Here is a 24,997-nt window from a genome sequence, read left to right as displayed (position 1 = left end):
GCCCCGCCGCCGGCTCAGCGGACCGGCAGGCCCCGGGTGCCGACGCCCTTGAGCGAGCGGGTGAGGGTGCGGTCGCTGACCCACACGAAGCACTGCACCCCGCGGTTGCCGTCGCGCCACTCCCGCTCCAGCGGGTGGTAGAAGATCGAGCCGGCGCGGAACCGCAGGTTGCCGTCGTTCGGCACCCCGGTGTACTTCGCCAGCACGCCGAGGCAGCCCTTGTGGACCCGCCCGTCGCCCTTGGTGACCTGGGCGTAGCTGAGGCCGGTGGCCGGCCAGACGCCGACGAATTCGGCGTGGTGCCGGGCGGTGCAGGAGACCGGCTTCATCGCCTCGACGTCGTCGCCGTCGACCTCCGGTTCGAAGCAGCGCAGCCGCAGGTCGGTGTCGCGGGTCAGGGCGCCCTTCAGGCTGCCGGTGCGGGGGGTGGCCCGCGCCTCGTCGACGCTCTCGACCTCGGTCAGGTCGCAGCGGAACCAGCGGGCCCCTCCCGTCCAGGCCTCCGGTGCGGGGAAGACGACGGCGAGGCCGAGTCGGCCGGAGCGCCAGTCGGCGCCCACCGCCCGCCGGACCTCCCGGTCACACTCGGCGCGGGCGGCGAGCATGGCGCCGGTGCCGCCGGCCGGGGGAGTGGAGCGCCGGGCGTCGGCGCCGGTGACGGTGCCCACGTGCATCGTCTCGGCCCGGTGTGACCGGGCGCAGTCGACCGGGTGGTAGCCGCTGAGGTAGCCCACGTCCTGCACCCCGGCGTGGCAGACCCCGGCGGCGGGGACGAAGCCCTGCGGCGCGGCGAGGGCCGGCCAGTCGTCGGCGAGGTCCGCGTCCACCCCGGCGGGGGTGCCGCACCCGGTCAGCGCCAGCAACGCCGCGCCGCCCACGGCGACCGCCGTCCACCACCGCCGCATCGCACCCGACCTTTCGCCGACCGTGACCGTGGCGCCCGCCGAGCGGGTGTCACGGTGCGGCAGCTTACGGCACCGGGCCTCAGATGGCGGGGAGTCCCTTCGGGCCGGCGCCGCGCATCGAGCGGGTCAGCTTCCGGTCGTCACTCCACAGGAAACAGCGGATGCCACGGTCGCCCTCCTCCCACTCCCGCTGCGACGGCGGGTAGAAGATCGACCCGGCCCGGTACGGCAGGTCGGAGTTGTTCGGCACGGCGGCGAAGTTGGCGATCAGTGCCATGCAGCGCCGGTGCACCTCCTGGTTGGCCCGGCCGAACTCCGCCCAGGTCATGTCCCGCTCGAGGTAGACCCCGACGAACTCGGCCCGGTGCGGCTCGGAGCAGAGCACCGGCGCCATGTAGTTGAGGTTGTCGCCGATCAGCTTGGGGTCGAAGCAGCGGTGGGTGAGCGGGTTGTCGCCGATCATCGCGCCGCGCAGGCTGCCGGTGCGGTTGACCGGGCGGGTGTTGTCGATGCTGTCGGTCTCGCTCAGGTCGCAGCGGAACCAGCGGGCGCCGCCGTTCCACGCCGGCACGGAGGGCAGCGCGATGTTCATGGTGAGCCGGGCCGAGTGCCAGTCGCCCCCGAGCACCTCGCGGGCCCGCTGGTCGCACTCGGCGCGGGCGGGGCGCAGCGCCGGGGAGCCCGGCTCGGGGCGCGGCCCGGCCGCCGCGTCGCCGGTGAAGGTCCCGACGTGGATCGCCTCGGCCAGGTGGCTGCGGGCGCAGTCCACCGTGTCGTACGTGCCCGCCTGGACCACCGCCGTGATCCGGGGCAGGCAGGCGTCCGTGGCGGGCACGAACATCCGCGGTGCGGGCAGGTCCGGCCAGTCGTCGGCCAGGTCGCCGTCGGGCCGGTGCTGCGGGACGCAGCCGCTCATCGCCATCGTCGCCGCGCCGGCCAGCGCCAGCGCCACGAGCCACCGTCGCATCGTCCGCCCTTTCCGGGAAATGACGGCCGGTCGTTGCGGCCCGCGCGGAGTTGCGGTTCCGCGGGACGTGCAGCACGGCTGACCGTCTCTGATGGAGTGTTGCCGCCTTTCCGTCGGGCGGCCAGTCGCGGCTGGCGGTCCGTCCGGTTTTGCGTTCCGTGGAGCCCAATCTTGCACCAGCGGTCACTCCTGGGTCACAGGGCGTTCCCGTGGGGCCGCGATGCCCGCGGCGGGTGGCCGCATTCGTACACTGACCCCGTGACCGTACCGCCGCCGATCGTCGCGCCCAGCATCCTCGCCGCCGATTTCGCCCGCCTCGCCGACGAGGTCCGTGCCGTGGAGAACGCCGCGGACTGGCTGCACGTCGACGTGATGGACAACCACTTCGTGCCCAACCTGACCATCGGCCTGCCCGTGGTGCAGAGCCTGCGCGCGGTGACCCGGATCCCGTTCGACGTGCACCTCATGATCGAGGATCCACGTCGGTGGGCCCCTGGTTACGCCGACGCCGGCGCGTACAACGTCACCTTCCACGCCGAGGCCTGCGACGACCCGGTCGCGCTGGCCAAGGACCTCCGCTCGGCCGGCGCCAAGGCCGGGCTGGCCATCGACCGGGACACTCCGATCGAGCCGTACCTGGAGCTGCTGCCCAGTTTCGACACCCTGCTGATCATGACGATCAAGGCCGGCTTCGGCGGGCAGCGGTTCATCCCGCAGCTGCTGGAGAAGGTCCGCGCGGCCCGCCGGCACGTCGACACCGGCCACCTGGAGCTGCGCATCGAGGTCGACGGTGGGATCGCCGCCGACACCATCGAGCAGGCCGCGGCGGCCGGCGCGGACGCCTTCGTCGCCGGCACCGCCGTCTACGGGGCGGCCGACCCGGCCGAGGCGGTGCGTCGCCTGCGGGGGCTCGCGGAGCGCGCGGTTCCCGGAGCCTGACGTGGACCCGGCCGGCGACCGACCCGACGTCATCCTGGTCGTCGACGACGACGAGGACATCGCCCGCTTCGTCGAGTTCAACCTGCGGCTGCACGGCTTCGAGGTGCTCCACGCCGGCGACGGCCAGGAGGCGCTCGAGATGATCGAGCGGCACCGGCCCGACCTGGCCGTGGTGGACCTGATGATGCCCCGGATCGACGGGTTGGAGCTGACCCGCCGGCTGCGCGCCGACCCGATGACCTCCGCCCTGCCGGTGATCATGTTGACCGCCAAGGGGATGACCGTGGACAAGGTGCACGGCCTCAGCGCCGGCGCCGACGACTACCTGGTCAAGCCCTTCGACACCGCCGAGCTGGTGGCCCGGGTCAGCTCCACGCTGCGCCGCAACAAGGAGTTCCGGGAGGTCTCCCCGTTGACCGGGCTGCCCGGCAACAGCCGGATCCGCCGGGAGATCAGCGACCGGGTCCGCAGCGGCGTCGACTACGCCGTCGGCTACATCGACATCGACCGGTTCAAGAGCGTCAACGACCGGTACGGCTTCGTCCGCGGCGACGAGTTCATCTCCGCGCTGGCCCGCAGCCTGCACCGGGCGGTGGTCTCGATCGGGCTGCCGCCGGCCTTCCTCGGCCACGTCGGCGGCGACGACTTCGTCGTCGTCTGCACCCCGGAACAGGTCCGGCCGTTGACCTTCCGCGCGGTGGAGGACTTCGAGAAGGCCGCCGACAAGCTCTACGACCCGGCCGACGCCGAGCGCGGCTACGTCGAGCTGAAGGACCGCCGGGGCAACGTGCGCAAGGCGCACCTGGTCACCCTCTCCATCGGGGTCTCCCTCTCCGACGCCCGGAAGCGCTTCACCGACCCGCTCTCCGCGATCGCGGTCGCCTCGGAGATGAAAACCGTCGCCAAAAGCCAGCCCGGTTCGTACGTGGCGGTGGACCGGCGGCGCGCCGACGGGGTGTGAGGTAGCCCGCGTGCAGTGGCGTACCGGCCGGTGGAACGTGTAAGACTTCCCATGTACCCACCACGCGCTGGCGGGGCTCGGTGAAATTCCGAACCGGCGGTGATCCACGGTACGACCGTGGTAAGCCCGCGACCCGGACGGCTCAGGCCGCCCGGTGGACCTGGTGAGAATCCGGGGCCGACGGTTGGGAGCGGGGAACGTTCCGCACCCAGAAAGTCCGGATGGGAGACAGCGCGCGGGACGGGGCGGGCCTGCGTGGGTCGCTGCATCCAGCCATCGCGTGGGCTCCCCGGGGGCGGCCGTGCCGTTCCCGGATCCGCCGCCGCCTGCCCGCGGCTCCTCCCGTACCGCCCGCGCGCGGCCCGGCGAGTGAGAGGGCAGAGGCATGGCCGGCGTTTCCGTCGACGACGCGATGCGTCGCGCCGTCACGCTGGCGGCCCGTGGCCTCGGCACCACCAGCCCCAACCCGGTCGTCGGCTGCGTCCTGCTCGATCCGGACGGCACGGTCGTCGGGGAGGGATTCCACGCGTACGCGGGCGGACCGCACGCCGAGATCGTCGCGCTCGCCCAGGCCGGTGAGCGCGCCCGCGGCGGCACCGCGGTGGTCACCCTCGAACCGTGCGACCACATCGGCCGCACCGGCCCCTGCAGCCTCGCGCTGGTCCAGGCCGGCGTGGCCCGGGTGGTGATCGCCGTGCCCGACCCCAACCCGGTCGCCACCGGCGGCGCCGCCACCCTGCGGGCCGCCGGTATCCAGGTCGAGTTCGGGGTACGCGCGCAGGAGGCCGAGGCCGGCAACGTCGCCTGGCTGACCTCGATGCGCCGCGGCTGGCCGTACGTCATCTGGAAGTTCGCCGCCACGCTCGACGGCCGGTCGGCGGCGGCCGACGGCACCAGCATGTGGATCACCGCCGAGGCGGCCCGCATCGACGTGCACGCGCTGCGCGGCACGGTCGACGCGGTGCTCGCCGGGGTGGGCACCGTGCTCGCCGACGACCCCCGGCTCACCGCCCGCAACCTGCGCGACGGCACCCTGGCCATCCGGCAGCCGCTGCGGGTGGTGGTGGACAGCTCCGGGCGTACCCCGGCCGGGGCCCGGGTCCGCGACGGCGCCGCCCGGACGTGGATCGCCACCGCAGCGGAGGTCGGGGCCGGCCCGGACGGCCGGGTCGACCTGCCGGCGCTGCTGGCCGAGCTGCACCACCGCGGCGTGCGGGCCGCGCTGCTGGAGGGCGGCCCCCGGCTGGCCGGCGCGTTCCTCGCCGCCGGCCTGGTCGACAAGGTCGTCGGGTACGTCGCGCCGAAGCTGCTCGGCGCGGGCCGGACCGCGCTGGTCGACGCCGGCGTGACGACCATCGCCGATGCCATCGACCTGGAGATCACCGACGTTACGCAGATCGGTCCCGACCTGCGGATCACCGCGCTGCCCCGAAAGAGGGAGGCCTGACATGTTCACCGGCATCGTCGAGGAGCTGGGCGAGGTCGTCCGCGTCACGGACACCGGGGGTGACTCCGCGCTGGTCGCCGTCCGCGGCCCGCTGGTCACCTCCGACGCCCGGCACGGCGACTCCATCGCGGTCAACGGCGTCTGTCTCACGGTCGTCGACGTCGAGGAGGGCGTCTTCACCGCCGACGTGATGGGGGAGACGCTGCGCCGCTCCGCGCTCGGCGCGCTGCGGGTGGGCGACCCGGTCAACCTGGAGCGGGCCGCCGCGCTGAACAGCCGGCTCGGCGGGCACATCGTGCAGGGCCACGTCGACGGGGTGGGCGAGATCGTCGCCCGGGAGCCCGCCGCGCAGTGGGAGACGGTCCGCTTCCGGCTCCCCGCCGACCTCGCCCGGTACGTGGTGGAGAAGGGCTCGATCACCATCGACGGCGTCTCGCTGACCGTGGCCGCGGTCGGCGACGACTGGTTCGCCGTCGGGCTGATCCCCACCACCCTGAAGCTGACCACGCTCGGCGGCAAGGGCGTCGGCGACCCGGTCAACCTGGAGGTCGACGTGCTGGCCAAGTACGTCGAGCGCCTGCTCGGCGACCGCCTCGCCGGCGGCGGCCTGCCCGGCGCGCCCGCGGGGGGTGGGCGCTGATGGGCCCGCTCGGCTGGCTGCTCGAGGCCCAGCTCGAGATCGCCGGCTCGCCGGTGCTGGTCCGCGAGATCGTCGGCAACGTCTTCGGGCTGGCCTCCGCGCTGCTCGGGCTGCGCCGACTGCTCTGGGCCTGGCCGGTCGGCATGATCGGCAACGCGCTGCTGTTCACCGTCTTCCTCGGCGGTGTCTTCGCCACCCCGCAGGCGCACGACCTCTACGGCCAGGCCGGCCGGCAGGTCTTCTTCTTCTCGGTGAGCGTCTACGGCTGGTGGCGCTGGTCGCGCAACCGCCGGCAGGGCGACGACCACCCGGCGGTCAGCCCGCGCTGGGCCACCGGCCGGGAGCGGCTCGGCCTGCTGCTGGCCGCCGCCGTCGGCACCGCCGCCGGGTACCCGGTGCTCGCCGCCCTCGGCTCCTGGGGCCCGCTGCCGGACGCCTGGATCCTGACCGGCAGCCTGCTCGCCACGTACGGCATGGCCCGCGGCTGGGTCGAGTTCTGGCTGATCTGGATCGCCGTCGACGCCGTCGGCGTGCCGCTGCTGCTGCGCGGCGGCTTCTACCCGTCGGCGGCCATGTACCTGTTCTACGGCGCGTTCTGCGTCTGGGGTCTCGCCGCCTGGTGGCGGACCTCGCGGGCCGCCCGGTCGGCCGCCCCGCCGATCCCGTCCACCTACTCGGAGGCCGTCGCATGAGCACCTTCGCCAGCATCGAGCAGGCGGTGGCGGACATCGCCGCCGGCCGGCCGGTCGTCGTGGTCGACGACGAGTCCCGGGAGAACGAGGGCGACCTGATCTTCGCCGCCGAACTGGCCACGCCGGAGCTGGTCGCGTTCATGGTCCGCTGGACGTCCGGCTACATCTGCGTGTCGCTGACCGAGTCGGAGTGCGACCGGCTGGACCTGCCGCCGATGCACCACACCAACCAGGACCGGCGCGGCACCGCCTACACGGTGACCGTGGACGCCCGGGAGGGGATCGGCACCGGCATCTCGGCCGCCGACCGGTCGCACACCATCCGGCTGCTGGCCGACCCGGGCACCGACCCGACCGACCTGTCCCGCCCCGGGCACGTGGTGCCGCTGCGCGCCCGCGAGGGCGGGGTGCTGCGCCGCCCCGGGCACACCGAGGCGGCCGTCGACCTGACCCGGCTGGCCGGGCTGCGTCCCGCCGGCGTGCTCTGCGAGCTGGTCAACGAGGACGGCACCATGATGCGGGTGCCCGACCTGGAGAAGTTCTGCGCCGAGCATGCCCTGACCCTGGTGACCATCGCCGACCTCGTGGCGTACCGGCGGCGGCACGAGAAGCAGGTGGAGCAGGTCGCCGACGCCCGGATGCCGACCCCGTACGGGGTGTTCCGGGCGCTGGGCTACCGCGCCGAGCACGACCCGGCCGAGCACGTCGCCCTGGTCTACGGGGAGATCGGTGACGGGCAGGACGTGCTGGTGCGGGTGCACTCGGAGTGCCTGACCGGGGACGTCTTCGGCTCGCTGCGCTGCGACTGCGGCCCGCAGCTCCAGGCGTCCCTGGCCCGGGTCGCCCGGGAGGGGCGGGGCGTGGTGCTCTACGTGCGCGGGCACGAGGGGCGCGGCATCGGGCTGCTGCACAAGCTCCAGGCGTACCAGCTCCAGGACCTGGGCCGGGACACCGTGGACGCCAACCTCGACCTGGGGCTGCCCGCCGACGCCCGCGACTACGGCACCGGCGCGCAGATCCTCTACGACCTGGGTGTGCGCTCGATGCGGCTGCTGACCAACAACCCGGCAAAGCGGGCCGGGCTGGAGGGGTACGGCCTGACCATCACCGGCCGCGAGGGGCTGCCGATCCGGCCGCACCCGGAGAACGTGCGGTACCTGCGGACCAAGCGGGACCGGATGGGGCACCTGCTGGACGAACTGGACGAGGTGACCGAGGCCCCGATGGGCCGCCCGGTCCCCGGCGACGAGATCGGAGCGTAGACATGGCGGGATTCGGCGAGCCCGGGGTGACCACGGTGGACGCCACCGGGCTGACCGTGGGCGTGGTGGCCGCGCGCTGGCACGCCGACCTGACCGACCACATGCTCGACCGGGCGGTGGCGGCGGCCGAGGCGTGCGGCGCCCGGTCGATGGTCGCCCGGGTGGCCGGCTCGGTGGAGCTGTCGGTGGTGGCCCAGGCCCTGGCCCGGCGCTGCGACGTGGTGGTCGCCCTCGGCGTGGTGGTCCGGGGTGCCACCGCGCACTTCGACTACGTCTGCCGGTCGGTGACCGACGGCCTGACCCGCGTCGCCCTGGACGAGGGGAAGCCGGTGGCGCACGGGGTGCTCACCGTGGAGACGATCGAGCAGGCCCGCGACCGGGCCGGGCTGCCCGGCTCGGCGGAGGACAAGGGGTGGGCGGCCACCGTGGCGGCCCTCGACGCCGCGCTGGCCATCCGGGACGTGGCAGCGGCCAACGGCCACCGGGTCGGCTTCGGCCGCTGACCCCCGCCCGGGCCTCGGCCTGGTCCGCGCGTCGCCCGCTCCCGGGCGTGATCGACTCCGTTTCGCCGAGGTGGCGGTGTCCGGATGCCTCGGACACCGCCACCTCGGCGTTTCGGAGTGGATCTGCCCGGAACTTGACGCGGCCGGACCCGGTGCGCGAGGTGTCGCCCGATGACTGGAAGAATCGGATCCCGTGAAGACGTTCGAGGAGTTGTTCGCCGAGCTGCAGGCCAAGGCCGCGGCCGGCACCCCGGGCTCGGGCACGGTCGCCGCCCTGGAGAAGGGCGTGCACTTCATCGGCAAGAAGGTCGTCGAGGAGGCGGCCGAGTCGTGGATGGCCGCCGAGCACGAGGGGCCGGAGCGGACCGCCGAGGAGATCTCCCAACTGCTCTACCAGGTCCAGGTGCTGATGCTCGCCAGCGGTCTCGAGCTCAAGGACGTCTACCGACATCTCTGAGTGCGCCCCGTCGTTGATCACAACTGATCGAAGGAGCACTCCGTCATGCTGCGTGTCGCCGTACCGAACAAGGGCGCCCTGGCCGAGAAGGCCGCCGAGATGCTGCGCGAGGCGGGCTACCGCCAGCGCACCGACCCCAAGGACCTCGTCAGTCGGGACGAGCCCAACGACATCGAGTTCTTCTACCTGCGTCCCAAGGACATCGCCACCTACGTCGGCTCCGGTGACCTCGACGTCGGGATCACCGGCCGCGACCTGCTGATCGACTCCGGCGCGCCGGCCGAGGAGGTGATGGACCTGGCCTTCGCCCGGGCCACCTTCCGCTTCGCCGCCCGCCCGGAGGACGTCCACTCCGTGCAGGAGTTGGGCGGGCACCGGATCGCCACCGCGTACCCGGGGCTGGTCGATCGGTACCTCGGCGAGCTGGGGGTCAAGGCCGACGTGATCCGGCTGGACGGGGCGGTGGAGAACGCCATCCGGCTCGGCGTCGCCGACGTGGTCGCCGACGTGGTGGAGACCGGGGCCACCCTGCGCCAGGCCGGCCTGGTGGTCTTCGGTGACCCGCTGCTGCGCTCCTCGGCGGTGCTGGTCCGCCGCACCGGCGCCCCGACCCACCCGCAGGCCGAGCAGTTGCTGCGCCGCCTGCACGGGGTGCTGGTCGCCCGCCGCTACGTCATGCTCGCCTACGACGTGCCGGCCGGCCTGCTGGACCGGGCCAGCTCGCTGACCCCGGGCATCGAGTCGCCGACCGTGTCGCCGCTGCACCGGGAGGGCTGGGTCGCCGTGCAGGCGATGGTGCTCCGCGACGACGTGCACCGGATCATGGACGAGCTGTACGACCTTGGCGCCCGCGCCATCCTGGTCACCAACATCCACGCCTGCCGGCTGTGAGGCCGCTGCCGCCGACCGCCGCGCTGGCCCTGGTGGTGCTCGGCGGCGTGGCGTCGGCCGCGCAGGGGGCGGCGAATGCCGAGCTGGGCGACCGGGTGGGCAGTCCCGTGCTCGGGGCGGTGGTCAACAACGCCGGTGGCACGCTGCTGGTCCTGGTCGGATTGCTGGTGCTGCCGTCGATGCGGACCGGGCTCGCCGTGCTGCGCCGGTCCCGGTTGCCCTGGTGGTGCTACCTGGGCGGGCTCGGCGGGGCGGCGATCATCGTGATCGGCACGTACGTCGTGCCGGTGCTCGGGGTGGCCGTCTTCACCATCGCCCAGGTCGCCGGGGGCAGTCTCGGCGGCCTGGCGGTGGACCGGGCCGGGCTCGCCCCGGTCGGCCGGCTCGCGCTCACCCCACCCCGGGTGGCCGGCGCCCTGCTCGGCACGGCGGCGGTGGGGCTCGCCCAGCTCGGCCAGCCCCTGGGCGAACTGGCCGTCGGCCTGGTCCTGCTCGCCGTGGTGGGCGGGCTGGCGGTCGCCGTGCAGTCCGCGCTCAACGGCCGGGTGGCCGCGGCGGGCACCGCCGCGGCCAGCACCGCGATGAACTTCGCCGTCAGCACGCCGGCCGTGCTGGCCGTCGCGGCGCTCGCCGGCGCGTTCACCGTGGCCCGGCCCGACTGGCCACCCGCCTGGTACCTGTACACCGGCGGACTGCTCGGGGTCGGCATCGTGGCCAGCCTGCTGGTCGGCGTGCGGGCGCTGGGCGTGCTGCGGACCGGTCTGGCGTTGGTCGCCGGCCAGCTCGGCGGGGGACTGCTGCTGGACCTGCTGCTGCCCGGTGGGCCGGGGCTGCGCTGGCCGGTCCTGGCCGGCGCGGTGCTCACGCTGGTCGCGTCGGTGGTCGCCGGCCGGCAGCGGCGTCCGGCCGCCCGGACGGCCTCGGCGTCCGCCGTCGGCTGGTCGGTGCCGGTGGTGCGGTCGACCCCGGAGGATCCGGCGGGACGGCAGCGGCGGGGCTCCGCGTACGCCGACCGGCCCGCTCCGCCGGCCGGCTGACACCGCCTGCGCGGTCGGGCGACGTGGGCGTCGGCCGTGTGGCGGCGGACCACCGCCCGCCACCGGGTGGCAGACTGGTGGGGTGAGCGATACCGAGCTGATCCGCCTCAAGCCCCGTCGCATCCGGGTGGTCTGCTGGGCCTCGGCCGCCGCCGTCCTGGTGGTCTTCAGCCTGGTGGCGACCTCGCTCACCGGCTCCACCGGCGACGGCTACGGCACCTTCCAGCGCGGCGACCAGCTCGCCATGGTCGGCCTGGGCGTCTTCGGCGCGCTGGCCATCCTGCTCTTCACCCGCCCCCGGATCGAGGCGGACGCCCGGGGCGTGCGGGTGCGCAACGTGATCGGCTCGTACGAGCTGCCCTGGGAGGTCGTCCGCAGGGTGCGTTTCGACCGGGGCGCCCCCTGGGCCAGCCTGGAGCTGCACGACGACGACCTGCTCCCGATGGTCGCCCTTCAGGCGGCCGACGAGGAGATCGCGGTCGAGGGCGTCCGCGCGCTGCGCCGGCTGCACCAGGCCCATCTGGCCGCGTCGGCGGCCGGCCAGCCGAGCCGCTGAGCCCCCGGTCACACCCGCGCTGACCTGCGAGCCCGGTTTGGGGGTGCCTGGGGCGAGGGTGTAGTGTTGCCGAGTCGACCAGACTGCCCCCGTTCCGACGTGCGGGTGGTCTTGAAGCGGAGCGCCTGCTCCCACCCGAGTCGCCCCTGACGGTGGCCGGGTCCGGTCCCCGGTTCCGGGCACGTCCCGGTCCCGGATGCGCGATCATGTGATCGTGCCGACCGGTCGAGCGGGCCCTGGCATGCGCCAGGGCCTTCTGCTTTCCGGCGGCCCCCACCCGGGGGCCCACGGGGTCGCCACACGCAGGACACTCGACTCGAGGAGGCCCCATCAGCGTCGAACCACGCGTGAACGAGCAGATCCGGGCACGTGAGGTCCGACTGGTCGGCCCTGAGGGTGAGCAGGTGGGCATCGTCCCGCTGGAGCGCGCCCTGCAGCTGGCCGCGGACGTCGACCTGGACCTGGTCGAGGTTGCGCCGATGGCGCGCCCGCCGGTGTGCAAGCTCATGGACTTCGGCAAGTTCAAGTACGAGAGCGCACTGAAGGCGCGCGAAGCGCGGCGTAACCAGCAGCAGACCGTCATCAAGGAGATGAAGCTCCGGCCGAAGATCGACCCGCACGACTACGAGACCAAGAAGGGTCACGTGGTGCGGTTCCTCAAGGCGGGCGACAAGGTCAAGGTGACGATCATGTTCCGCGGTCGCGAGCAGAGCCGCCCGGAGCTGGGTTACCGGCTCCTGCGCCGGCTCGAATCCGAGATCACGGACCTGGGCTACGTCGAGGCCGCTCCGAAGCAGGACGGCCGAAACATGATCATGGTTCTCGCTCCGCACCGGGCCGTCAAGGCCTCCGCGGTCGCCGCCACGGCGTCCCGTGGCGGGCCCCGGGATCGGGCGGAGGAGTCCGCCCCGGAAGCCGGTGAGGCCGCGGCGACCGGCGAGACCGCAGCAGCCGGCGAGACCGGCGCAGTCGCCGACAACACCGGCGAGTAACAGGGGAGAGACGTTCCACATGCCGAAGATGAAGAGCCACACGGGTATGGGCAAGCGGGTCAAGGTGACCGGCAAGGGCAAGATCGTTGCCCAGCAGGCCGGCCTTCGCCACAACCTGGAGAAGAAGCCCTCCCGCCAGACCCGGCGGCTGACCGGCACGGTCGAGCTGGCCAAGGCCGACGTCAAGCGAATCAAGAAGCTGCTCGGCCGCTGACGCGCGCCACCTGAACCGAAAGAGGAGTTGAGATGGCACGCGTCAAGCGGGCTGTGAACGCCCAGAAGAAGCGTCGTACCCTGCTGGAGACCGCGAGTGGTTACCGCGGTCAGCGCTCCCGGCTGTACCGCAAGGCCAAGGAGCAGGTGCTGCACTCGATGCAGTACGCCTACCGGGACCGTCGTGACCGCAAGGGCGACTTCCGGCAGCTCTGGATCCAGCGCATCAACGCTGGTGCCCGGGCCAACGGCATGACCTACAACCGGCTGATCCAGGGCCTGCGCCTGGCCGGCATCGAGGTCGACCGCAAGATCCTGGCCGACCTGGCCGTCAACGACGCCGCGGCGTTCGCCGCGATCGTCGAGCTGGCCCGCGCCGCCGTGGCGGCCGAGGGCACCGGTGGCGCCGCGGCCCAGGCCGCCTGATCCACCCGCAGCAGATCGAGGCGTCTCCCATGCAGTCACCATCGCGCGGGAGGCGCCTCGACGCTGTCTCCGGCCCGTTCACCCCGCGTACCCCCAGGGTCGCCGCCGCCCGCCGGCTGCACCGCCGCCGGGACCGCGAGGCCACCGGCCGGTTCCTGGCCGAAGGCCCGCAGGCGGTCCGCGAGGCCCTCGCGCGCGCCGGAACGGTCACCGAGCTGTTCGGTACGCCGGCCGCCCTCGACCGGTACGCCGACCTCGCGGCGGCCGCCGCCCGGGCCGACGTAGCAGTCTCCGAGGTGACCGACGAGGCCCTGGCGGCGCTCGCCGAGACCGTCGCCCCGCAGGGCCTGGTCGCCGTCTGCCGGCACCTCGACGTGCCGCTGGAGCGGGCGCTGGGCGCCGGCCCGCGCCTGGTCGCGGTGCTCGCCGAGATCCGCGACCCGGGCAACGCCGGCACCGTGCTGCGCACCGCGGACGCGGCCGGCGCGGGCGCGGTGATCTTCGCCGGCGACGCCGTCGACCCGTACAACGGCAAGTGCGTGCGGGCCTCCGCCGGCAGCCTCTTCCACGTCGACGTGGTCCGCGCCGCCGACCCCCTCGACGTGGTCGCCGCGCTGCGGGCCGCCGGGCTCACCGTGCTCGCCACCACCGGGTACGGCGACAGCGACCTCGACGACCTCATCGACTACGGGCGGCTCGCCGCCCCCACCGCCTGGATCTTCGGCTCCGAGGCGCACGGGCTGCCCGAGGAGCTGACCGCCGCCGCCGACGCCCGGGTCCGGGTGCCGCTGCACGGCCGCGCCGAGAGCCTGAACCTGGCTGCGGCCGCCGCCGTCTGCCTGTACGCTTCAGCCAGAGCACTGCGCTGACCTCGTCACGCGCGCTACTGAGCACAGGGGAGTCGTCCGCATGGTGAACGCGTCACGGCGTTCGTTTAGCCAGCCCGCCGGTGTCGGCGGGCGGCGGGCCTGACCCCTTCCTCCCGCGTAACTCCCACCGGCGGGCTGCGGCACAGCCGCGCGTCCGTAGACTCGCCTAGCCGCCCGTGAGGGCTGGCGCCGCCGTGAGGGAGTGCCCGTACGCCATGAGCTACCGCAACGATCCGTACGACCCGAAGCAGGTCGCCCTGCTGGACCCGGCCGCCCTGGCCGAGGCCGTCGCCGCCGCCGAGAAGGCGTTCGCCACCGCCGCCGACCCGGACGCGCTGACCGCGCTGCGCCCCGCGCACCTCGGGGACCGGGCCCCGGTCTCGCTGGCGCGCCGGGAGATCGGCGCGCTGCCGCCGGCCGCGAAGTCCGACGCGGGCAAGCGGGTCAACGAGGCCCGCCGGGCGATCGAGAGCGCCTACGCCGCCCGCCAGGAGGTCCTGGAGCGCGAGCAGGCCGCCCGGGTGCTGGTCGAGGAGCGGGTCGACGTGACCATGCCGTACGACCGGCACCCCCGGGGCGCCCGCCACCCGTTGAGCACCCTGATGGAGCAGATCAGCGACCTGTTCGTCGGGATGGGCTACGAGGTGGCCGAGGGTCCCGAGGTCGAGCTGGAGTGGACCAACTTCGACGCGCTGAACATCCCCGCCGACCACCCGGCCCGCGGGCTGATGGACACCTTCCACATCGCACCGCCGGCCGGTGCCGAGGGCTCCGGTCTGGTGCTGCGCACCCACACCTCGCCGGTGCAGGCGCGCACCATGCTCACCCGCAAGCCGCCGATCTACGTGATCGTGCCCGGCCGGGTCTACCGCACCGACGAGCTGGACGCCACCCACGCGCCGGTCTTCCACCAGGTCGAGGGCCTGGTGGTGGACAAGGGCATCACCATGGCGCACCTGCGCGGCACGCTCGACCACTTCGCCCGGGCGATGTTCGGCGAGGGCGCGAAGACCCGCTTCCGGCCGCACTACTTCCCATTCACCGAGCCGTCGGCCGAGTTCGACGTCTGGTTCCCGGAGCACCGGGACGGGCCGCGCTGGGTGGAGTGGGGCGGCTGCGGCATGGTCAACCCGCGGGTGCTGCGCGCCTGCGGCATCGACCCGGAGGTCTACTCCGGATTCGCGTTCGGCATGGGCATCGACCGCACCGTGATGTTCCGGCACGGGGTCAGCGACATGCGGGACATGGCCGAGGGCGACGTGCGGTTCACCCGCGCGTTCGGGGTCGGGGCGTAGGCGATGCGGGTACGAGTCACGGGAACGGTGGTCTGAAGTCATGCGAGTTTCTGTCAGTTGGCTGCGGGAGTACGTCGACCTCCCCGCCGACCTGCCCACCGGCGACCTGGAGCAGGCCCTGGTCGACCTCGGCATCGAGGTCGACTCCGTGGTGGACCTGCGGGAGACCGTCACCGGTCCGCTGGTGGTCGGCGAGGTCCTGGAGATCGAGGAGCTGACCGGCTTCAAGAAGCCGATCCGGTTCTGCCGGGTCGACGTCGGCGCCGCCAACGGCACCGGCGAGCCGCAGGAGATCGTCTGCGGGGCGCGCAACTTCGCCCAGGGCGACCGGGTGGTGGTGATCCTCCCCGGTGGGGTGCTGCCGGGCGACTTCGTCATCGGCGCCCGCAAGACCTACGGGCGCAACTCCGCCGGCATGATCTGCTCCGCGAAGGAGCTGGGCCTGGGTGACGACCACTCCGGCATCATCGTGCTGCCGCCGGACACCCCGGCCAAGCCGGGCGACGACGCGCGCCCCGTCGTGGGCCTCGACGACGTCGTGGTCGAGCTGGACATCACCCCCGACCGGGGGTACGCGCTGAGCGTGCGCGGCCTGGCCCGCGAGCTGGGGCACGCCCTCGGCGTACCGTTCCGCGACCCGGGTCTGACGCCCGCGCCCGGCGGCACCGCCGAGCCGGCGTACCCGGTCGAGGTTCGCGACACGGTCGGCTGCGACCGGTTCGCCGCGCGGATGGTGCGGGGCATCGACCCCACCGCCGAGACGCCCGGCTGGATGTCGCGCCGGCTCACCGTGGCCGGCGTACGCAGCATCTCGCTGCCGGTCGACATCACCAACTACGTGATGCTCGAACTCGGCCAGCCGATGCACGCCTTCGACGCCGAGCGGATCAGCGGCCCGCTGGTGGTCCGCCGCGCCGAGGCGGGGGAGAAGCTGACCACCCTGGACGGGGTGGCCCGCACCCTGACCGCCGAGGACATGGTCATCTGCGACGACACCGGGCCGATCTCGCTCGCCGCGGTGATGGGCGGCGAGACCAGCGAGGTCATCGGCGGCACCACCGACGTGCTCTTCGAGGCCGCCCACTGGGACCCGGTGATGGTCGGGCGCACCGCCCGCCGGCACCGGCTGTTCAGCGAGGCGGCGAAGCGCTGGGAGCGGGGCGTCGACCCGGCCCTGCCGCTGGTCGCCCTGGAGCGGGCGGTGCGGCTGCTCACCGAGCACGCCGGTGGCACCGTCGGCGAGCAGATCCTGGACCTCGACCACGTCCGGCCGGTGCGGCCGGTCATCCTCCCGGCCGACCTGCCGTCCCGGCGGGTCGGGGTGGCGTACACCCCGGAGCGGGTGGTCGCCCTGCTGGAGCAGGTCGGCTGCACCGTCGTCCGGGGCGCCGACCGGCTGGCCGAGGACCCGGGCGAGGTCGGCGTGGCGGCCGGCGCCGGCGACGTGCTCACCGTGACCCCGCCGACCTGGCGACCCGACCTCACCGACCCGGCCGACCTGGTCGAGGAAGTGGTCCGCCTCGACGGGTACGACCGGGTGCCGTCCGTGCTGCCCACCGCGCCCGCCGGGCGTGGCCTCACCTGGCAGCAGCGCCGCCGCCGGGCGGTGGCCCGCGCGCTGGCCGAGCGCGGCCACGTCGAGGTGCTGGCCCACCCGTTCACCGCGCCGGAGCTCGCCGACCAGCTCGGCCTGCTCGCCGACGACCCGCGCCGGGCGGCGGTCCGGCTGGCCAACCCGCTCTCCGAGGAGGAGCCGGTGCTGCGGACCACGCTGCTCGGCCCGCTGCTCGGCATCCTCAAGCGCAACCTGGGCCGGGGCCAGCGGGACCTGTCCATCTACGAGATCGGGACGGTCTTCCACCCGCGCCCCGGCGCCGGCACCCCGCCGGCGATGGGCGTGGACCGGCGGCCCACCGAGGCCGAGTTCGCCGCCGCCGACGCGGTGGTGCCGCTCCAGCCGCGGCACGTCGCGGTCGTGCTGGCCGGCGACGTCGACCCGGCCGGCTGGTGGGGTCCGGGTCGGGCGGCCGGCTGGGCGGACGCGGTCGAGGCCGGCCGGGTGGTGCTCGCCGCCGCCGACATCCCCGCGGACCGGATCGAGGTGCGGGCCGTCGAGTACGCGCCCTGGCACCCGGGACGCTGCGCGGAGCTGCTGGTCGACGGGGCGATCGTCGGTCACGCCGGCGAGCTGCACCCGGCCGTGGTGGCGGCACTGGAGCTGCCCCGCCGCACCAGCGCCATGGAGCTGGACCTGGACGCGTTGCCGGCCCCGCCGGTCGCGCCCGCGCCGACCGTGTCCGGCTTCCCGCCGGCGCTGATCGACGTGGCGCTGGTGCTGGACGAGTCGGTGCCCGCGGCCCAGGTGGAGCGGGCGCTGGTCGAGGGCGCCGGCGAGCTGCTGGAGAGCGTCCGGCTCTTCGACGTGTACGCCTCGGAGCAGCTCGGCGCGGGACGCCGGTCGCTGGCGTACAAGCTCACCTTCCGGGCCCCGGACCGGACGCTGACCGTGGAGGAGGCGGTGGCCGCCCGCGACGCGGCCGTCGCCCTCGCGGCGCAGCGGTTCGGCGCCACGCTGCGCGGCGCCTGACCGGCGCCGCTCCTCGGATGGCTGGTGGCGGCCGGCGCGCTCGCGTCGGCCGCCCGGCGGGCAGTCGCGCGCCCGACCGTTTCGCTGTGCCCGCACCGGACCGAGGATCTGAAAGGCCCGGCCCGGGTGCCCTCCGCGTGTGCCCCCCGGGGCCGAACGCTCGGCCCACACTTCCGCCAGTCGATCATCCTAGTCGTCGATATTCTCGTCCCGCCCCGCCCCGCCCCGCCCCGCCCGGCCCGGTTCGCGTCCCGCGACCCGGGCCGGGCCTATTGCTACCCGGTCACCGGAGTCACGCTCACATGTCCATGCAGTGGGACGTATGAACTTGCAGTGAGGGGTTCGGACCGTTAGGCTTCTCTGCATAGTCATGCGGAGGTGAGTATGGGCATCCGAGTCGCGGTCGCCGGGGCGAGCGGATACGCCGGGGGTGAGCTGCTGCGCCTGGTCGCCGGGCACCCCGAGCTCGACCTCGCCGCCGCCACCGCCCATTCCCAGGCCGGTCAGCCCGTCAGCGCCGTACACCCGCAGCTCGTCGGCCTCGACCTGACGCTCACGGCGACCGACCCGGCGGCCCTGGCCGACGCGGACCTGGTCTTCCTGGCCCTGCCGCACGGCGAGTCGGCGGCCCTCGCCGCCGCCCTGCCGGCGACGGTCAAGGTGGTCGATCTCGGCGCCGACCACCGGCTGCACGACGCCGACGCCTGGGCCCGCTACTACGGCGGCCCGCACGCCGGCGCCTGGACCTACGGCCTGCCCGAGCTGCCCGGCCAGCGGGCGGCGATCGCCGCCGCGACCCGGGTGGCCAGCACCGGCTGCTACGCCGTGGCCACCACCCTCGCCCTGGCCCCGCTGATCGCCGCCGGCGCGGTCTTCCCCGCCGACGTGGTGGTGGTCGCCGCCTCCGGCACCTCCGGCGCCGGCCGGGCCGCCAAGGCCCACCTGCTCGGCAGCGAGGTGATGGGCGACCTGTCGCCCTACAAGGTCGGCGCCCACCAGCACGTGCCGGAGATCAAGCAGGCCACCGGGGCGACCAGCCTCTCCTTCACCCCGGTGCTCGCGCCCATGCCGCGCGGCATCCTCGCCACCGTCACCGCGGTGCCGACCGGCGACGCCGACCCGCGCGACGTGCTGGCCCGGGCGTACGCGGACGCGCCGTTCGTGCACGTCCTGCCCGAGGGCGCCTGGCCGCACACCGCCGCCACGGCCGGCTCGAACTCCTGCCACCTCCAGGCAGGCGTCGACGTCGACTCCGGCCGGGTGATCGTGGTCAGCGCGATCGACAACCTCGGCAAGGGCGCCGCCGGCCAGGCCGTGCAGTGCGCCAACCTCATGCTCGGCCTGCCGGAGACCACCGGCCTTCCCGTCTTCGGAGTCGCGCCATGACAGTCACCACCCCACGGGGATTCCGGGCGGCCGGGATCGCCGCCGGGCTCAAGACCAGCGGCGCCGCCGACCTCGCCCTCGTCGTCAACGACGGCCCCGACGCCGGGATCGCCGGCGTCTTCACCGCCAACCGGGTCAAGGCCGCGCCGGTGCTCTGGACCCAGCAGGTCGTCCGGGGCGGCGTGGTCCGCGCCGTGGTGCTCAACTCCGGTGGCGCCAACGCCTGCACCGGCCCGGCCGGCTTCCAGGACACCCACGCCACCGCCGAGCACACCGCCGCCGCGCTGACCTCGGTCAGCCCCCGGCTGATGCTCGGCGCCGGCGAGGTCGCGGTCTGCTCCACCGGCCTGATCGGCGAGCGGCTGCCGATGCAGAAGCTGCTGCCCGGCGTGCGCAGCGCCATCCGGGGGCTCGGCCGTGACGGCGGCACGGCGGCCGCCGAGGCGATCATGACCACCGACACCCGCCCCAAGACCACCGTCGCCCAGGGCAGCGGCTGGACCGTCGGCGGCATGGCCAAGGGCGCGGGGATGCTCGCCCCGGCCATGGCGACCATGCTCTGCGTGCTCACCACCGACGCGGTCGCCGGGCCGGAGGCGCTCGACGCCGCGCTGCGGGCCGCCACCCGGGTCACCTTCGACCGGATCGACTCCGACGGCTGCATGTCGACCAACGACACCGTGCTGCTGCTCTCCAGCGGCGCCTCCGGCGTCGAGCCCACCGACGCCGAGCTGACCGCCGCGGTCACCGCCGCCTGCCACGACCTGGCCCAGCAGCTCATCGCCGACGCCGAGGGCGCGACCAAGCAGATCGCGATCGAGGTGGTCGGCGCCGCCACCGAGGCCGACGCGGTCGAGGTGGGCCGGTCGGTGGCCCGGAACAACCTGGTCAAGACCGCGCTGTTCGGCAACGACCCGAACTGGGGGCGGATCCTCGCCGCCGTGGGCACCACCGCCGCCGCCTTCGAACCGGACGGCGTCGACGTCGCGGTCAACGGGATCTGGGTGTGCCGCTCCGGCGCCGCCGCCGAGGACCGCGCCAAGGTCGACCTGTCCGGCCGGGACGTCACCATCCGGATCGACCTGCACGCCGGGTCCTCGGCCGCGACGATCTGGACCAACGACCTGTCGCACGCGTACGTGCACGAGAACTCGGCGTACTCGACGTGAGCCTCACCGCCGACCTCACCCGGGCCCAGGTCAAGGCCGAGACGCTGATCGAGGCCCTGCCCTGGCTGGCCCGCTTCTCCGGCGCCACCGTCGTGGTCAAGTACGGCGGCAACGCCATGGTCGAACCCGCGCTCCAGCGCGCCTTCGCCGCCGACATGGTCTTCCTCCGGTACGCCGGCCTCAAGCCGGTCGTCGTGCACGGCGGCGGCCCGCAGATCTCCGCCATGCTCGGGCGGCTCGGCATCGCCAGCGAGTTCCGGGGCGGCCTGCGGGTCACCACCCCCGAGGCGATGGACGTCGTCCGGATGGTGCTGGTCGGGCAGGTCGGCCGGGAACTGGTCGGGCTGATCAACGCGCACGGCCCGTTCGCCGTCGGCCTCTCCGGCGAGGACGCCGGGCTGTTCACCGCCGTCCGCCGGTCCGCGTACGTCGACGGGCAGCCGGTGGACGTCGGGCAGGTCGGCGACGTGGAGTCGGTCGACGTCTCGGCGGTGACCGACCTGATCGCGGCCGGCCGGATCCCGGTCATCTCGACCGTCGCGCCGGACGCCGACGGCGTGCTGCACAACCTCAACGCCGACACCGCCGCCGCCGCGCTCGCCGTCGCCCTCGACGCCCGCAAGCTGGTCGTGCTCACCGACGTGGCCGGCCTCTACGCCGACTGGCCGGACACCACCAGCCTGGTCAGCGAGATCACCGACGACGAGCTGGCGAAGCTGCTGCCGTCCCTGGAGTCGGGGATGGTCCCGAAGATGGAGGCCTGCCTGCGGGCGGTGCGCGGGGGCGTGCCCGCCGCGCACGTCGTCGACGGCCGGGTCGCCCACTCCACGCTGCTGGAGGTCTTCACCTCGGAAGGATTCGGCACGATGGTGGTGAGCGCGAGGAGTGAGCTTGCGAGCCCCGCAGTCGCGAACGAGGAAGGCACGGTTCCCGCATGAGCACGCTGGTCCAACGCTGGGGCCAGGCCCTGATGGACAACTACGGCACGCCGCCGCTGGCGCTGGTCTCCGGCTCCGGCGCCGTCGTGGTCGACGAGGCCGGCCGGGAGTACGTCGACCTGCTCGGCGGCATCGCGGTCAACGCCCTCGGCCACGCCCACCCGGCCGTGGTGGCCGCCGTCTCCCGGCAGGTCGCCACCCTGGGCCACGTCTCCAACCTGTTCGTCGCCGAGCCGCCGGTGGCCCTGGCGGAGCTGCTGCTGGCCCTCGCCGGCCGGCCGGGCCGGGTGTTCTTCGCCAACTCCGGCGCGGAGGCCAACGAGGCGGCGTTCAAGCTCTCCCGGCTCACCGGCCGCAGCCACGTGGTGGCGGCCCGGGGCGGCTTCCACGGCCGGACCATGGGGGCGCTCGCGCTCACCGGCCAGCCCGCCAAGGCCGACCCGTTCCGCCCGCTGCCCGGCGACGTCACCCACGTGGCGTACGGCGACACCGCCGCCCTCGACGCGGCCGTCAGCGACGCGACCGCCATGGTGATCCTGGAGCCGATCCAGGGTGAGAACGGCGTCGTCGTGCCGCCCGCCGGCTACCTGGCCGACGCGCGGCGGATCACCGCCCGGCACGGCGCCCTGCTCGTCCTGGACGAGGTGCAGACCGGGATCGGCCGCACCGGGCACTGGTTCGCCCACCAGGCCGACGGGATCGAGCCGGACGTGGTGACCCTGGCCAAGGGGCTGGGCGGCGGGCTGCCCATCGGGGCCTGCCTCGCCTTCGGCCGGGCCGGGGAGCTGCTCGCACCCGGCTCGCACGGCACCACCTTCGGCGGCAACCCGGTCAGCTGCGCGGCCGCCCTGGCGGTGGTCGCCACCATCGCCAGCGAGGGGCTGCTCGACCACGTCAAGCGGACCGGCGAACGGCTGCGTCGGGGCGTCGAGGCGCTCGGTCACCCGCTGGTCGCCGAGGTCCGGGGCGCCGGCCTGCTGCTCGGGATCGTGCTCACCGCCCCGGCCGCCGGCCCGGTCACCGCCGCGCTGCGCGAGGCTGGCTTCCTGGTCAACCCGGTGCAGCCGGGCGTGGTCCGGCTCGCCCCGCCGCTGATCCTCACCGCCGACCAGGTCGACGCCTTCCTGGCCGTCCTCCCCGCCGCCCTCGACGCGGCGGCGCCCGCCGATCTCGCGCCGGCCGCCGCCGCCCCCACCACGACCAGCGCCACGGAGGTCAACGCATGATCCGGCACTTCCTGCGCGACGACGACCTGACCCCCGCCGAGCAGTCCACCGTGCTCGACCTGGCCGCCCGGATGAAGGCCGACCGGTACGCGTACACGCCGCTGGCCGGGCCACGGTCGGTGGCGGTGCTCTTCGACAAGCAGAGCCTGCGCACCCGGATCTCCTTCGACGCCGGCATCGCCGAGCTGGGCGGTCACCCCCTGGTCGTGGACACCCAGGTCACCCACTTCGGGCGGGGCGAGTCCCTCGCCGACGCCGGGCGGGTGCTCTCCCGCTACGTCGCCGCGATCGTGCTGCGTACCCACGGCGACGACCGGATCGCCGAGGTCGCCTCGCACGCCACCGTGCCGGTGGTCAACGCCCTCACCGACGGCTACCACCCCTGCCAGCTGCTGGCCGACCTGCTCACCGTCCGCGAGCACTGCGGCGGCACCCGGGGGCGGACCCTGGCGTACGTCGGGGATGCCGCCAACAACCTGTCGCACTCCTACCTGCTCGCCGGGGCGACCGCCGGGATGCACGTGCGGGTCGCCGGCCCGGACGGTTTCCAGCCCGACCCCGACCTGGTGGCCCGCGCCGAGAAGATCGCCCTCGGCACCGGCGGATCGGTCCGGGCGCTCGTCGATCCGGTCGAGGCGGTCCGCGGGGCCGACGTGGTCGCCACCGACACCTGGACCTCGATGGGCCAGGAGGACGACGGGCTGGACCGGATCACCCCGTTCCTGCCGTACCAGGTCAACGACGCGTTGCTGGCCCACGCCGCGGCCAACGTGATCGTGCTGCACTGCCTGCCCGCGCACCGGGGCGAGGAGATCACCGACGAGGTGCTGGACGGACCGCGCAGCGCGGTCTTCGACCAGGCGGAGAATCGCCTGCACGCCCAGAAGGCGCTGCTGACGTATCTCCTGGAGGCCTCCACATGACCGCCCCGCTGACCCGCGCCGCCCGGCACGGCCGCATCGTCGAGCTGATCCGCGACAAGGCCGTCCGGTCGCAGACCGAACTGGCCGACCTGCTCGCCAGCGACGGGATCCAGGTCACCCAGGCCACCCTGTCGCGGGACCTGAAGGAACTCGGCGCGGTCACCGCCCGCGGCGGTGACGGGCGGGCCGTGTACGTGATCCCCGAGGATGGCCACTGGCCGCTGCGCGACGCCGAGGCCGCCCCGGCCCGGCTGGTCCGGCTGCTGCGCGAGCTGCTCAACGGGGTCGACGCCAGCGGCAACATCGCCGTACTGCGCACCCCGCCGGGCGCAGCCCACTACCTGGCCAGCGCGTTGGACCGAGCGGGCCTGCCCGAGATCGTCGGCACCATCGCCGGCGACGACACCATCCTCGTCGTGGCCCGCGAGGCCGTCGGCGGGGCCGCGCTCGGCGACAAGCTCGCCGGGTGGGCCCGCCGGGAAGAAAATGTTGAAGGGAGCACCACACCATGACCGAGCGGGTCGTCCTTGCCTACTCCGGAGGTCTCGACACCTCCGTGGCCATTCCGTACCTCGCCGAGCAGACCGGCGCCGAGATCGTCGCGGTGGCCGTCGACGTCGGACAGGGCGGCGAGGACCTCGACGCCATCCGGCAGCGCGCGCTGGACTGCGGCGCCGTCGAGTCCGAGGTGGTCGACGCGCGCGACGAGTTCGCCGCCGACTACTGCCTGCCGGCGATGCGCGCCAACGCCCTCTACATGGACCGTTACCCGCTGGTCTCCGCGCTGTCCCGGCCGCTGATCGTCAAGCACCTGGTGGCCGCGGCCCGCAAGCACGGCGGCACGATCGTCTCGCACGGCTGCACCGGCAAGGGCAACGACCAGGTCCGCTTCGAGGTCGGGCTGAGCGCCCTCGCCCCCGACCTGAAGATCATCGCCCCGGCCCGGGACTTCGCCTGGACCCGGGACAAGGCCATCGCCTTCGCCGAGGAGAAGGGCCTGCCGATCGACGTGTCGGCCAAGTCGCCGTACTCCATCGACCAGAACCTCTGGGGCCGCGCGGTGGAGACCGGCTTCCTGGAGGACATCTGGAACGGTCCCATCGAGGACCTGTACTCCTACACCGCCGACCCGGCCGAGCCGCGCGACGCCGACGAGGTCGTGATCACCTTCGACGCCGGCAACCCGGTCGCCATCGACGGCGAGACCGTCACCCCGTACCAGGCGATCCTGGAGCTGAACCGGCGCGCCGGCGCCCAGGGCGTCGGCCGGCTCGACATGGTCGAGGACCGCCTCGTCGGCATCAAGAGCCGCGAGGTGTACGAGGCCCCCGGCGCGATCGCGCTGATCACCGCCCACCAGGAGCTGGAGGCGGTCACCGTCGAGCGCGACCTGGCCCGGTTCAAGCGCGGCGTCGACCAGCGCTGGGGCGAGCTGGTCTACGACGGCCTCTGGTTCTCGCCGCTCAAGGACAGCCTGGACGCCTTCATCGACGACGCCCAGCGGCACGTCTCCGGCGAGGTGCGGCTCACCCTGCACGGCGGCCGGGCCACCGTCACCGGCCGGCGCTCCGAGGCCAGCCTCTACGACTTCGGCATGGCCACCTACGACACCGGCGACACCTTCGACCAGTCCCTGGCGAAGGGTTTCGTGCAGCTGTGGGGCCTGCCGAGCAAGATGGCCGCCGCACGCGACGCCCGGCTGGGCGGCTAGGAACC

At 74.1% G+C, this 24,997-nt stretch carries 26 protein-coding genes and 1 riboswitch; of the genes, 24 read left to right on the top strand and 2 right to left on the bottom strand.

Annotated elements, in window-relative coordinates:
* Positions 1 to 14 precede the first annotated feature (14 nt).
* Together M2302_RS06860 and M2302_RS06855 are read right to left on the bottom strand one after the other, a co-directional pair.
* The gene (locus M2302_RS06860) at positions 15 to 905 is read right to left on the bottom strand and encodes a septum formation family protein (RefSeq protein WP_280837092.1); all 891 of its coding nucleotides are present in this window, start codon (positions 903 to 905) and stop codon (positions 15 to 17) included.
* A 79-nt stretch (positions 906 to 984) separates the two neighbouring features.
* Positions 985 to 1,872 (bottom strand): septum formation family protein, encoded by an 888-nt coding sequence (locus tag M2302_RS06855; RefSeq protein ID WP_154938038.1) that lies wholly within the window; start codon positions 1,870 to 1,872, stop codon positions 985 to 987.
* Between the two features lie 258 nt (positions 1,873 to 2,130).
* Here M2302_RS06855 and rpe point away from each other — a divergent pair, with 258 nt between their 5' ends.
* From rpe to M2302_RS06735, 24 genes are all read left to right on the top strand, one after another.
* Entirely contained in the window at positions 2,131 to 2,811 is a 681-nt protein-coding gene (gene rpe, locus M2302_RS06850; protein ID WP_154938036.1) for a ribulose-phosphate 3-epimerase, read from the top strand.
* Between the two features lies 1 nt (position 2,812).
* On the top strand, positions 2,813 to 3,772 hold the full coding sequence (locus M2302_RS06845; protein WP_280837091.1) for a response regulator: 960 nt from the start codon (positions 2,813 to 2,815) through the stop codon (positions 3,770 to 3,772).
* A 62-nt stretch (positions 3,773 to 3,834) separates the two neighbouring features.
* Positions 3,835 to 4,009: riboswitch (FMN riboswitch) on the top strand.
* Positions 4,010 to 4,157: 148 nt separating this feature from the next.
* Entirely contained in the window at positions 4,158 to 5,219 is a 1,062-nt protein-coding gene (ribD, locus tag M2302_RS06840) for a bifunctional diaminohydroxyphosphoribosylaminopyrimidine deaminase/5-amino-6-(5-phosphoribosylamino)uracil reductase RibD (RefSeq protein ID WP_280837090.1), read from the top strand.
* A gap of 1 nt (position 5,220) precedes the next feature.
* Positions 5,221 to 5,859, top strand: coding sequence for a riboflavin synthase (locus M2302_RS06835; protein WP_154938030.1), 639 nt, complete (start codon positions 5,221 to 5,223; stop codon positions 5,857 to 5,859).
* Positions 5,859 to 6,551 (top strand): nicotinamide riboside transporter PnuC, encoded by a 693-nt coding sequence (pnuC, locus tag M2302_RS06830; protein WP_280837089.1) that lies wholly within the window; start codon positions 5,859 to 5,861, stop codon positions 6,549 to 6,551. The genes M2302_RS06835 and pnuC overlap by 1 nt, the downstream gene beginning before the upstream one ends.
* Entirely contained in the window at positions 6,548 to 7,813 is a 1,266-nt protein-coding gene (locus M2302_RS06825; protein ID WP_280837088.1) for a bifunctional 3,4-dihydroxy-2-butanone-4-phosphate synthase/GTP cyclohydrolase II, read from the top strand. Before pnuC ends, M2302_RS06825 begins: the two co-directional genes overlap by 4 nt.
* 2 nt (positions 7,814 to 7,815) lie before the next feature.
* A complete protein-coding gene (gene ribH / locus M2302_RS06820) occupies positions 7,816 to 8,316 on the top strand; it encodes a 6,7-dimethyl-8-ribityllumazine synthase (RefSeq protein ID WP_280837087.1) in 501 nt (166 codons plus the stop codon).
* Positions 8,317 to 8,509: 193 nt separating this feature from the next.
* Positions 8,510 to 8,773, top strand: a complete 264-nt coding sequence (locus M2302_RS06815; RefSeq protein WP_013732805.1) for a phosphoribosyl-ATP diphosphatase — start codon at positions 8,510 to 8,512, stop codon at positions 8,771 to 8,773.
* 45 nt (positions 8,774 to 8,818) lie between these two features.
* Positions 8,819 to 9,664: an ATP phosphoribosyltransferase gene (gene hisG / locus M2302_RS06810; RefSeq protein WP_088962703.1), complete on the top strand. Its 846-nt coding sequence runs from the start codon at positions 8,819 to 8,821 to the stop codon at positions 9,662 to 9,664.
* On the top strand, positions 9,661 to 10,701 hold the full coding sequence (locus M2302_RS06805) for a DMT family transporter (RefSeq protein WP_280837086.1): 1,041 nt from the start codon (positions 9,661 to 9,663) through the stop codon (positions 10,699 to 10,701). Before hisG ends, M2302_RS06805 begins: the two co-directional genes overlap by 4 nt.
* 82 nt (positions 10,702 to 10,783) lie before the next feature.
* Positions 10,784 to 11,257 carry a PH domain-containing protein gene (locus tag M2302_RS06800; RefSeq protein WP_280837085.1) on the top strand — a complete coding sequence of 158 codons (474 nt, stop codon included), beginning with the start codon at positions 10,784 to 10,786 and terminating at the stop codon, positions 11,255 to 11,257.
* 347 nt (positions 11,258 to 11,604) lie between these two features.
* Positions 11,605 to 12,249 carry a translation initiation factor IF-3 gene (infC, locus tag M2302_RS06795; protein ID WP_280837084.1) on the top strand — a complete coding sequence of 215 codons (645 nt, stop codon included), beginning with the start codon at positions 11,605 to 11,607 and terminating at the stop codon, positions 12,247 to 12,249.
* A gap of 19 nt (positions 12,250 to 12,268) precedes the next feature.
* Positions 12,269 to 12,463 carry a 50S ribosomal protein L35 gene (rpmI, locus tag M2302_RS06790; protein WP_280837083.1) on the top strand — a complete coding sequence of 65 codons (195 nt, stop codon included), beginning with the start codon at positions 12,269 to 12,271 and terminating at the stop codon, positions 12,461 to 12,463.
* Between the two features lie 32 nt (positions 12,464 to 12,495).
* Entirely contained in the window at positions 12,496 to 12,888 is a 393-nt protein-coding gene (rplT, locus tag M2302_RS06785; protein WP_030335718.1) for a 50S ribosomal protein L20, read from the top strand.
* A gap of 29 nt (positions 12,889 to 12,917) precedes the next feature.
* Positions 12,918 to 13,757, top strand: coding sequence for an RNA methyltransferase (locus tag M2302_RS06780; RefSeq protein WP_280837082.1), 840 nt, complete (start codon positions 12,918 to 12,920; stop codon positions 13,755 to 13,757).
* A gap of 215 nt (positions 13,758 to 13,972) precedes the next feature.
* Positions 13,973 to 15,052, top strand: coding sequence for a phenylalanine--tRNA ligase subunit alpha (gene pheS / locus M2302_RS06775; protein ID WP_280837081.1), 1,080 nt, complete (start codon positions 13,973 to 13,975; stop codon positions 15,050 to 15,052).
* A 40-nt stretch (positions 15,053 to 15,092) separates the two neighbouring features.
* Positions 15,093 to 17,639 (top strand): phenylalanine--tRNA ligase subunit beta, encoded by a 2,547-nt coding sequence (gene pheT, locus M2302_RS06770; RefSeq protein ID WP_280837080.1) that lies wholly within the window; start codon positions 15,093 to 15,095, stop codon positions 17,637 to 17,639.
* A 384-nt stretch (positions 17,640 to 18,023) separates the two neighbouring features.
* A complete protein-coding gene (gene argC, locus M2302_RS06765; RefSeq protein ID WP_280837079.1) occupies positions 18,024 to 19,025 on the top strand; it encodes an N-acetyl-gamma-glutamyl-phosphate reductase in 1,002 nt (333 codons plus the stop codon).
* Positions 19,022 to 20,194, top strand: a complete 1,173-nt coding sequence (gene argJ / locus M2302_RS06760) for a bifunctional glutamate N-acetyltransferase/amino-acid acetyltransferase ArgJ (RefSeq protein WP_280837078.1) — start codon at positions 19,022 to 19,024, stop codon at positions 20,192 to 20,194. Before argC ends, argJ begins: the two co-directional genes overlap by 4 nt.
* Positions 20,191 to 21,132 carry an acetylglutamate kinase gene (argB, locus tag M2302_RS06755; RefSeq protein ID WP_280837077.1) on the top strand — a complete coding sequence of 314 codons (942 nt, stop codon included), beginning with the start codon at positions 20,191 to 20,193 and terminating at the stop codon, positions 21,130 to 21,132. Before argJ ends, argB begins: the two co-directional genes overlap by 4 nt.
* On the top strand, positions 21,129 to 22,358 hold the full coding sequence (locus tag M2302_RS06750; RefSeq protein WP_280837076.1) for an acetylornithine transaminase: 1,230 nt from the start codon (positions 21,129 to 21,131) through the stop codon (positions 22,356 to 22,358). The genes argB and M2302_RS06750 overlap by 4 nt, the downstream gene beginning before the upstream one ends.
* The gene (argF, locus tag M2302_RS06745) at positions 22,355 to 23,281 is read left to right on the top strand and encodes an ornithine carbamoyltransferase (protein WP_280837075.1); all 927 of its coding nucleotides are present in this window, start codon (positions 22,355 to 22,357) and stop codon (positions 23,279 to 23,281) included. The genes M2302_RS06750 and argF overlap by 4 nt, the downstream gene beginning before the upstream one ends.
* Positions 23,278 to 23,793, top strand: coding sequence for an arginine repressor (locus tag M2302_RS06740; protein ID WP_280837074.1), 516 nt, complete (start codon positions 23,278 to 23,280; stop codon positions 23,791 to 23,793). Before argF ends, M2302_RS06740 begins: the two co-directional genes overlap by 4 nt.
* Entirely contained in the window at positions 23,790 to 24,992 is a 1,203-nt protein-coding gene (locus M2302_RS06735; RefSeq protein WP_088962688.1) for an argininosuccinate synthase, read from the top strand. The genes M2302_RS06740 and M2302_RS06735 overlap by 4 nt, the downstream gene beginning before the upstream one ends.
* The last annotated feature ends 5 nt before the right edge of the window (positions 24,993 to 24,997 follow it).

The sequence above is a fragment of the Micromonospora sp. A200 genome (assembly GCF_029893845.1).
Lineage (GTDB): Bacteria > Actinomycetota > Actinomycetes > Mycobacteriales > Micromonosporaceae > Micromonospora > Micromonospora purpureochromogenes.
Note: the sequence above shows the minus strand (reverse complement) of the source record. Positions and strands in the feature narration are given on the sequence as shown.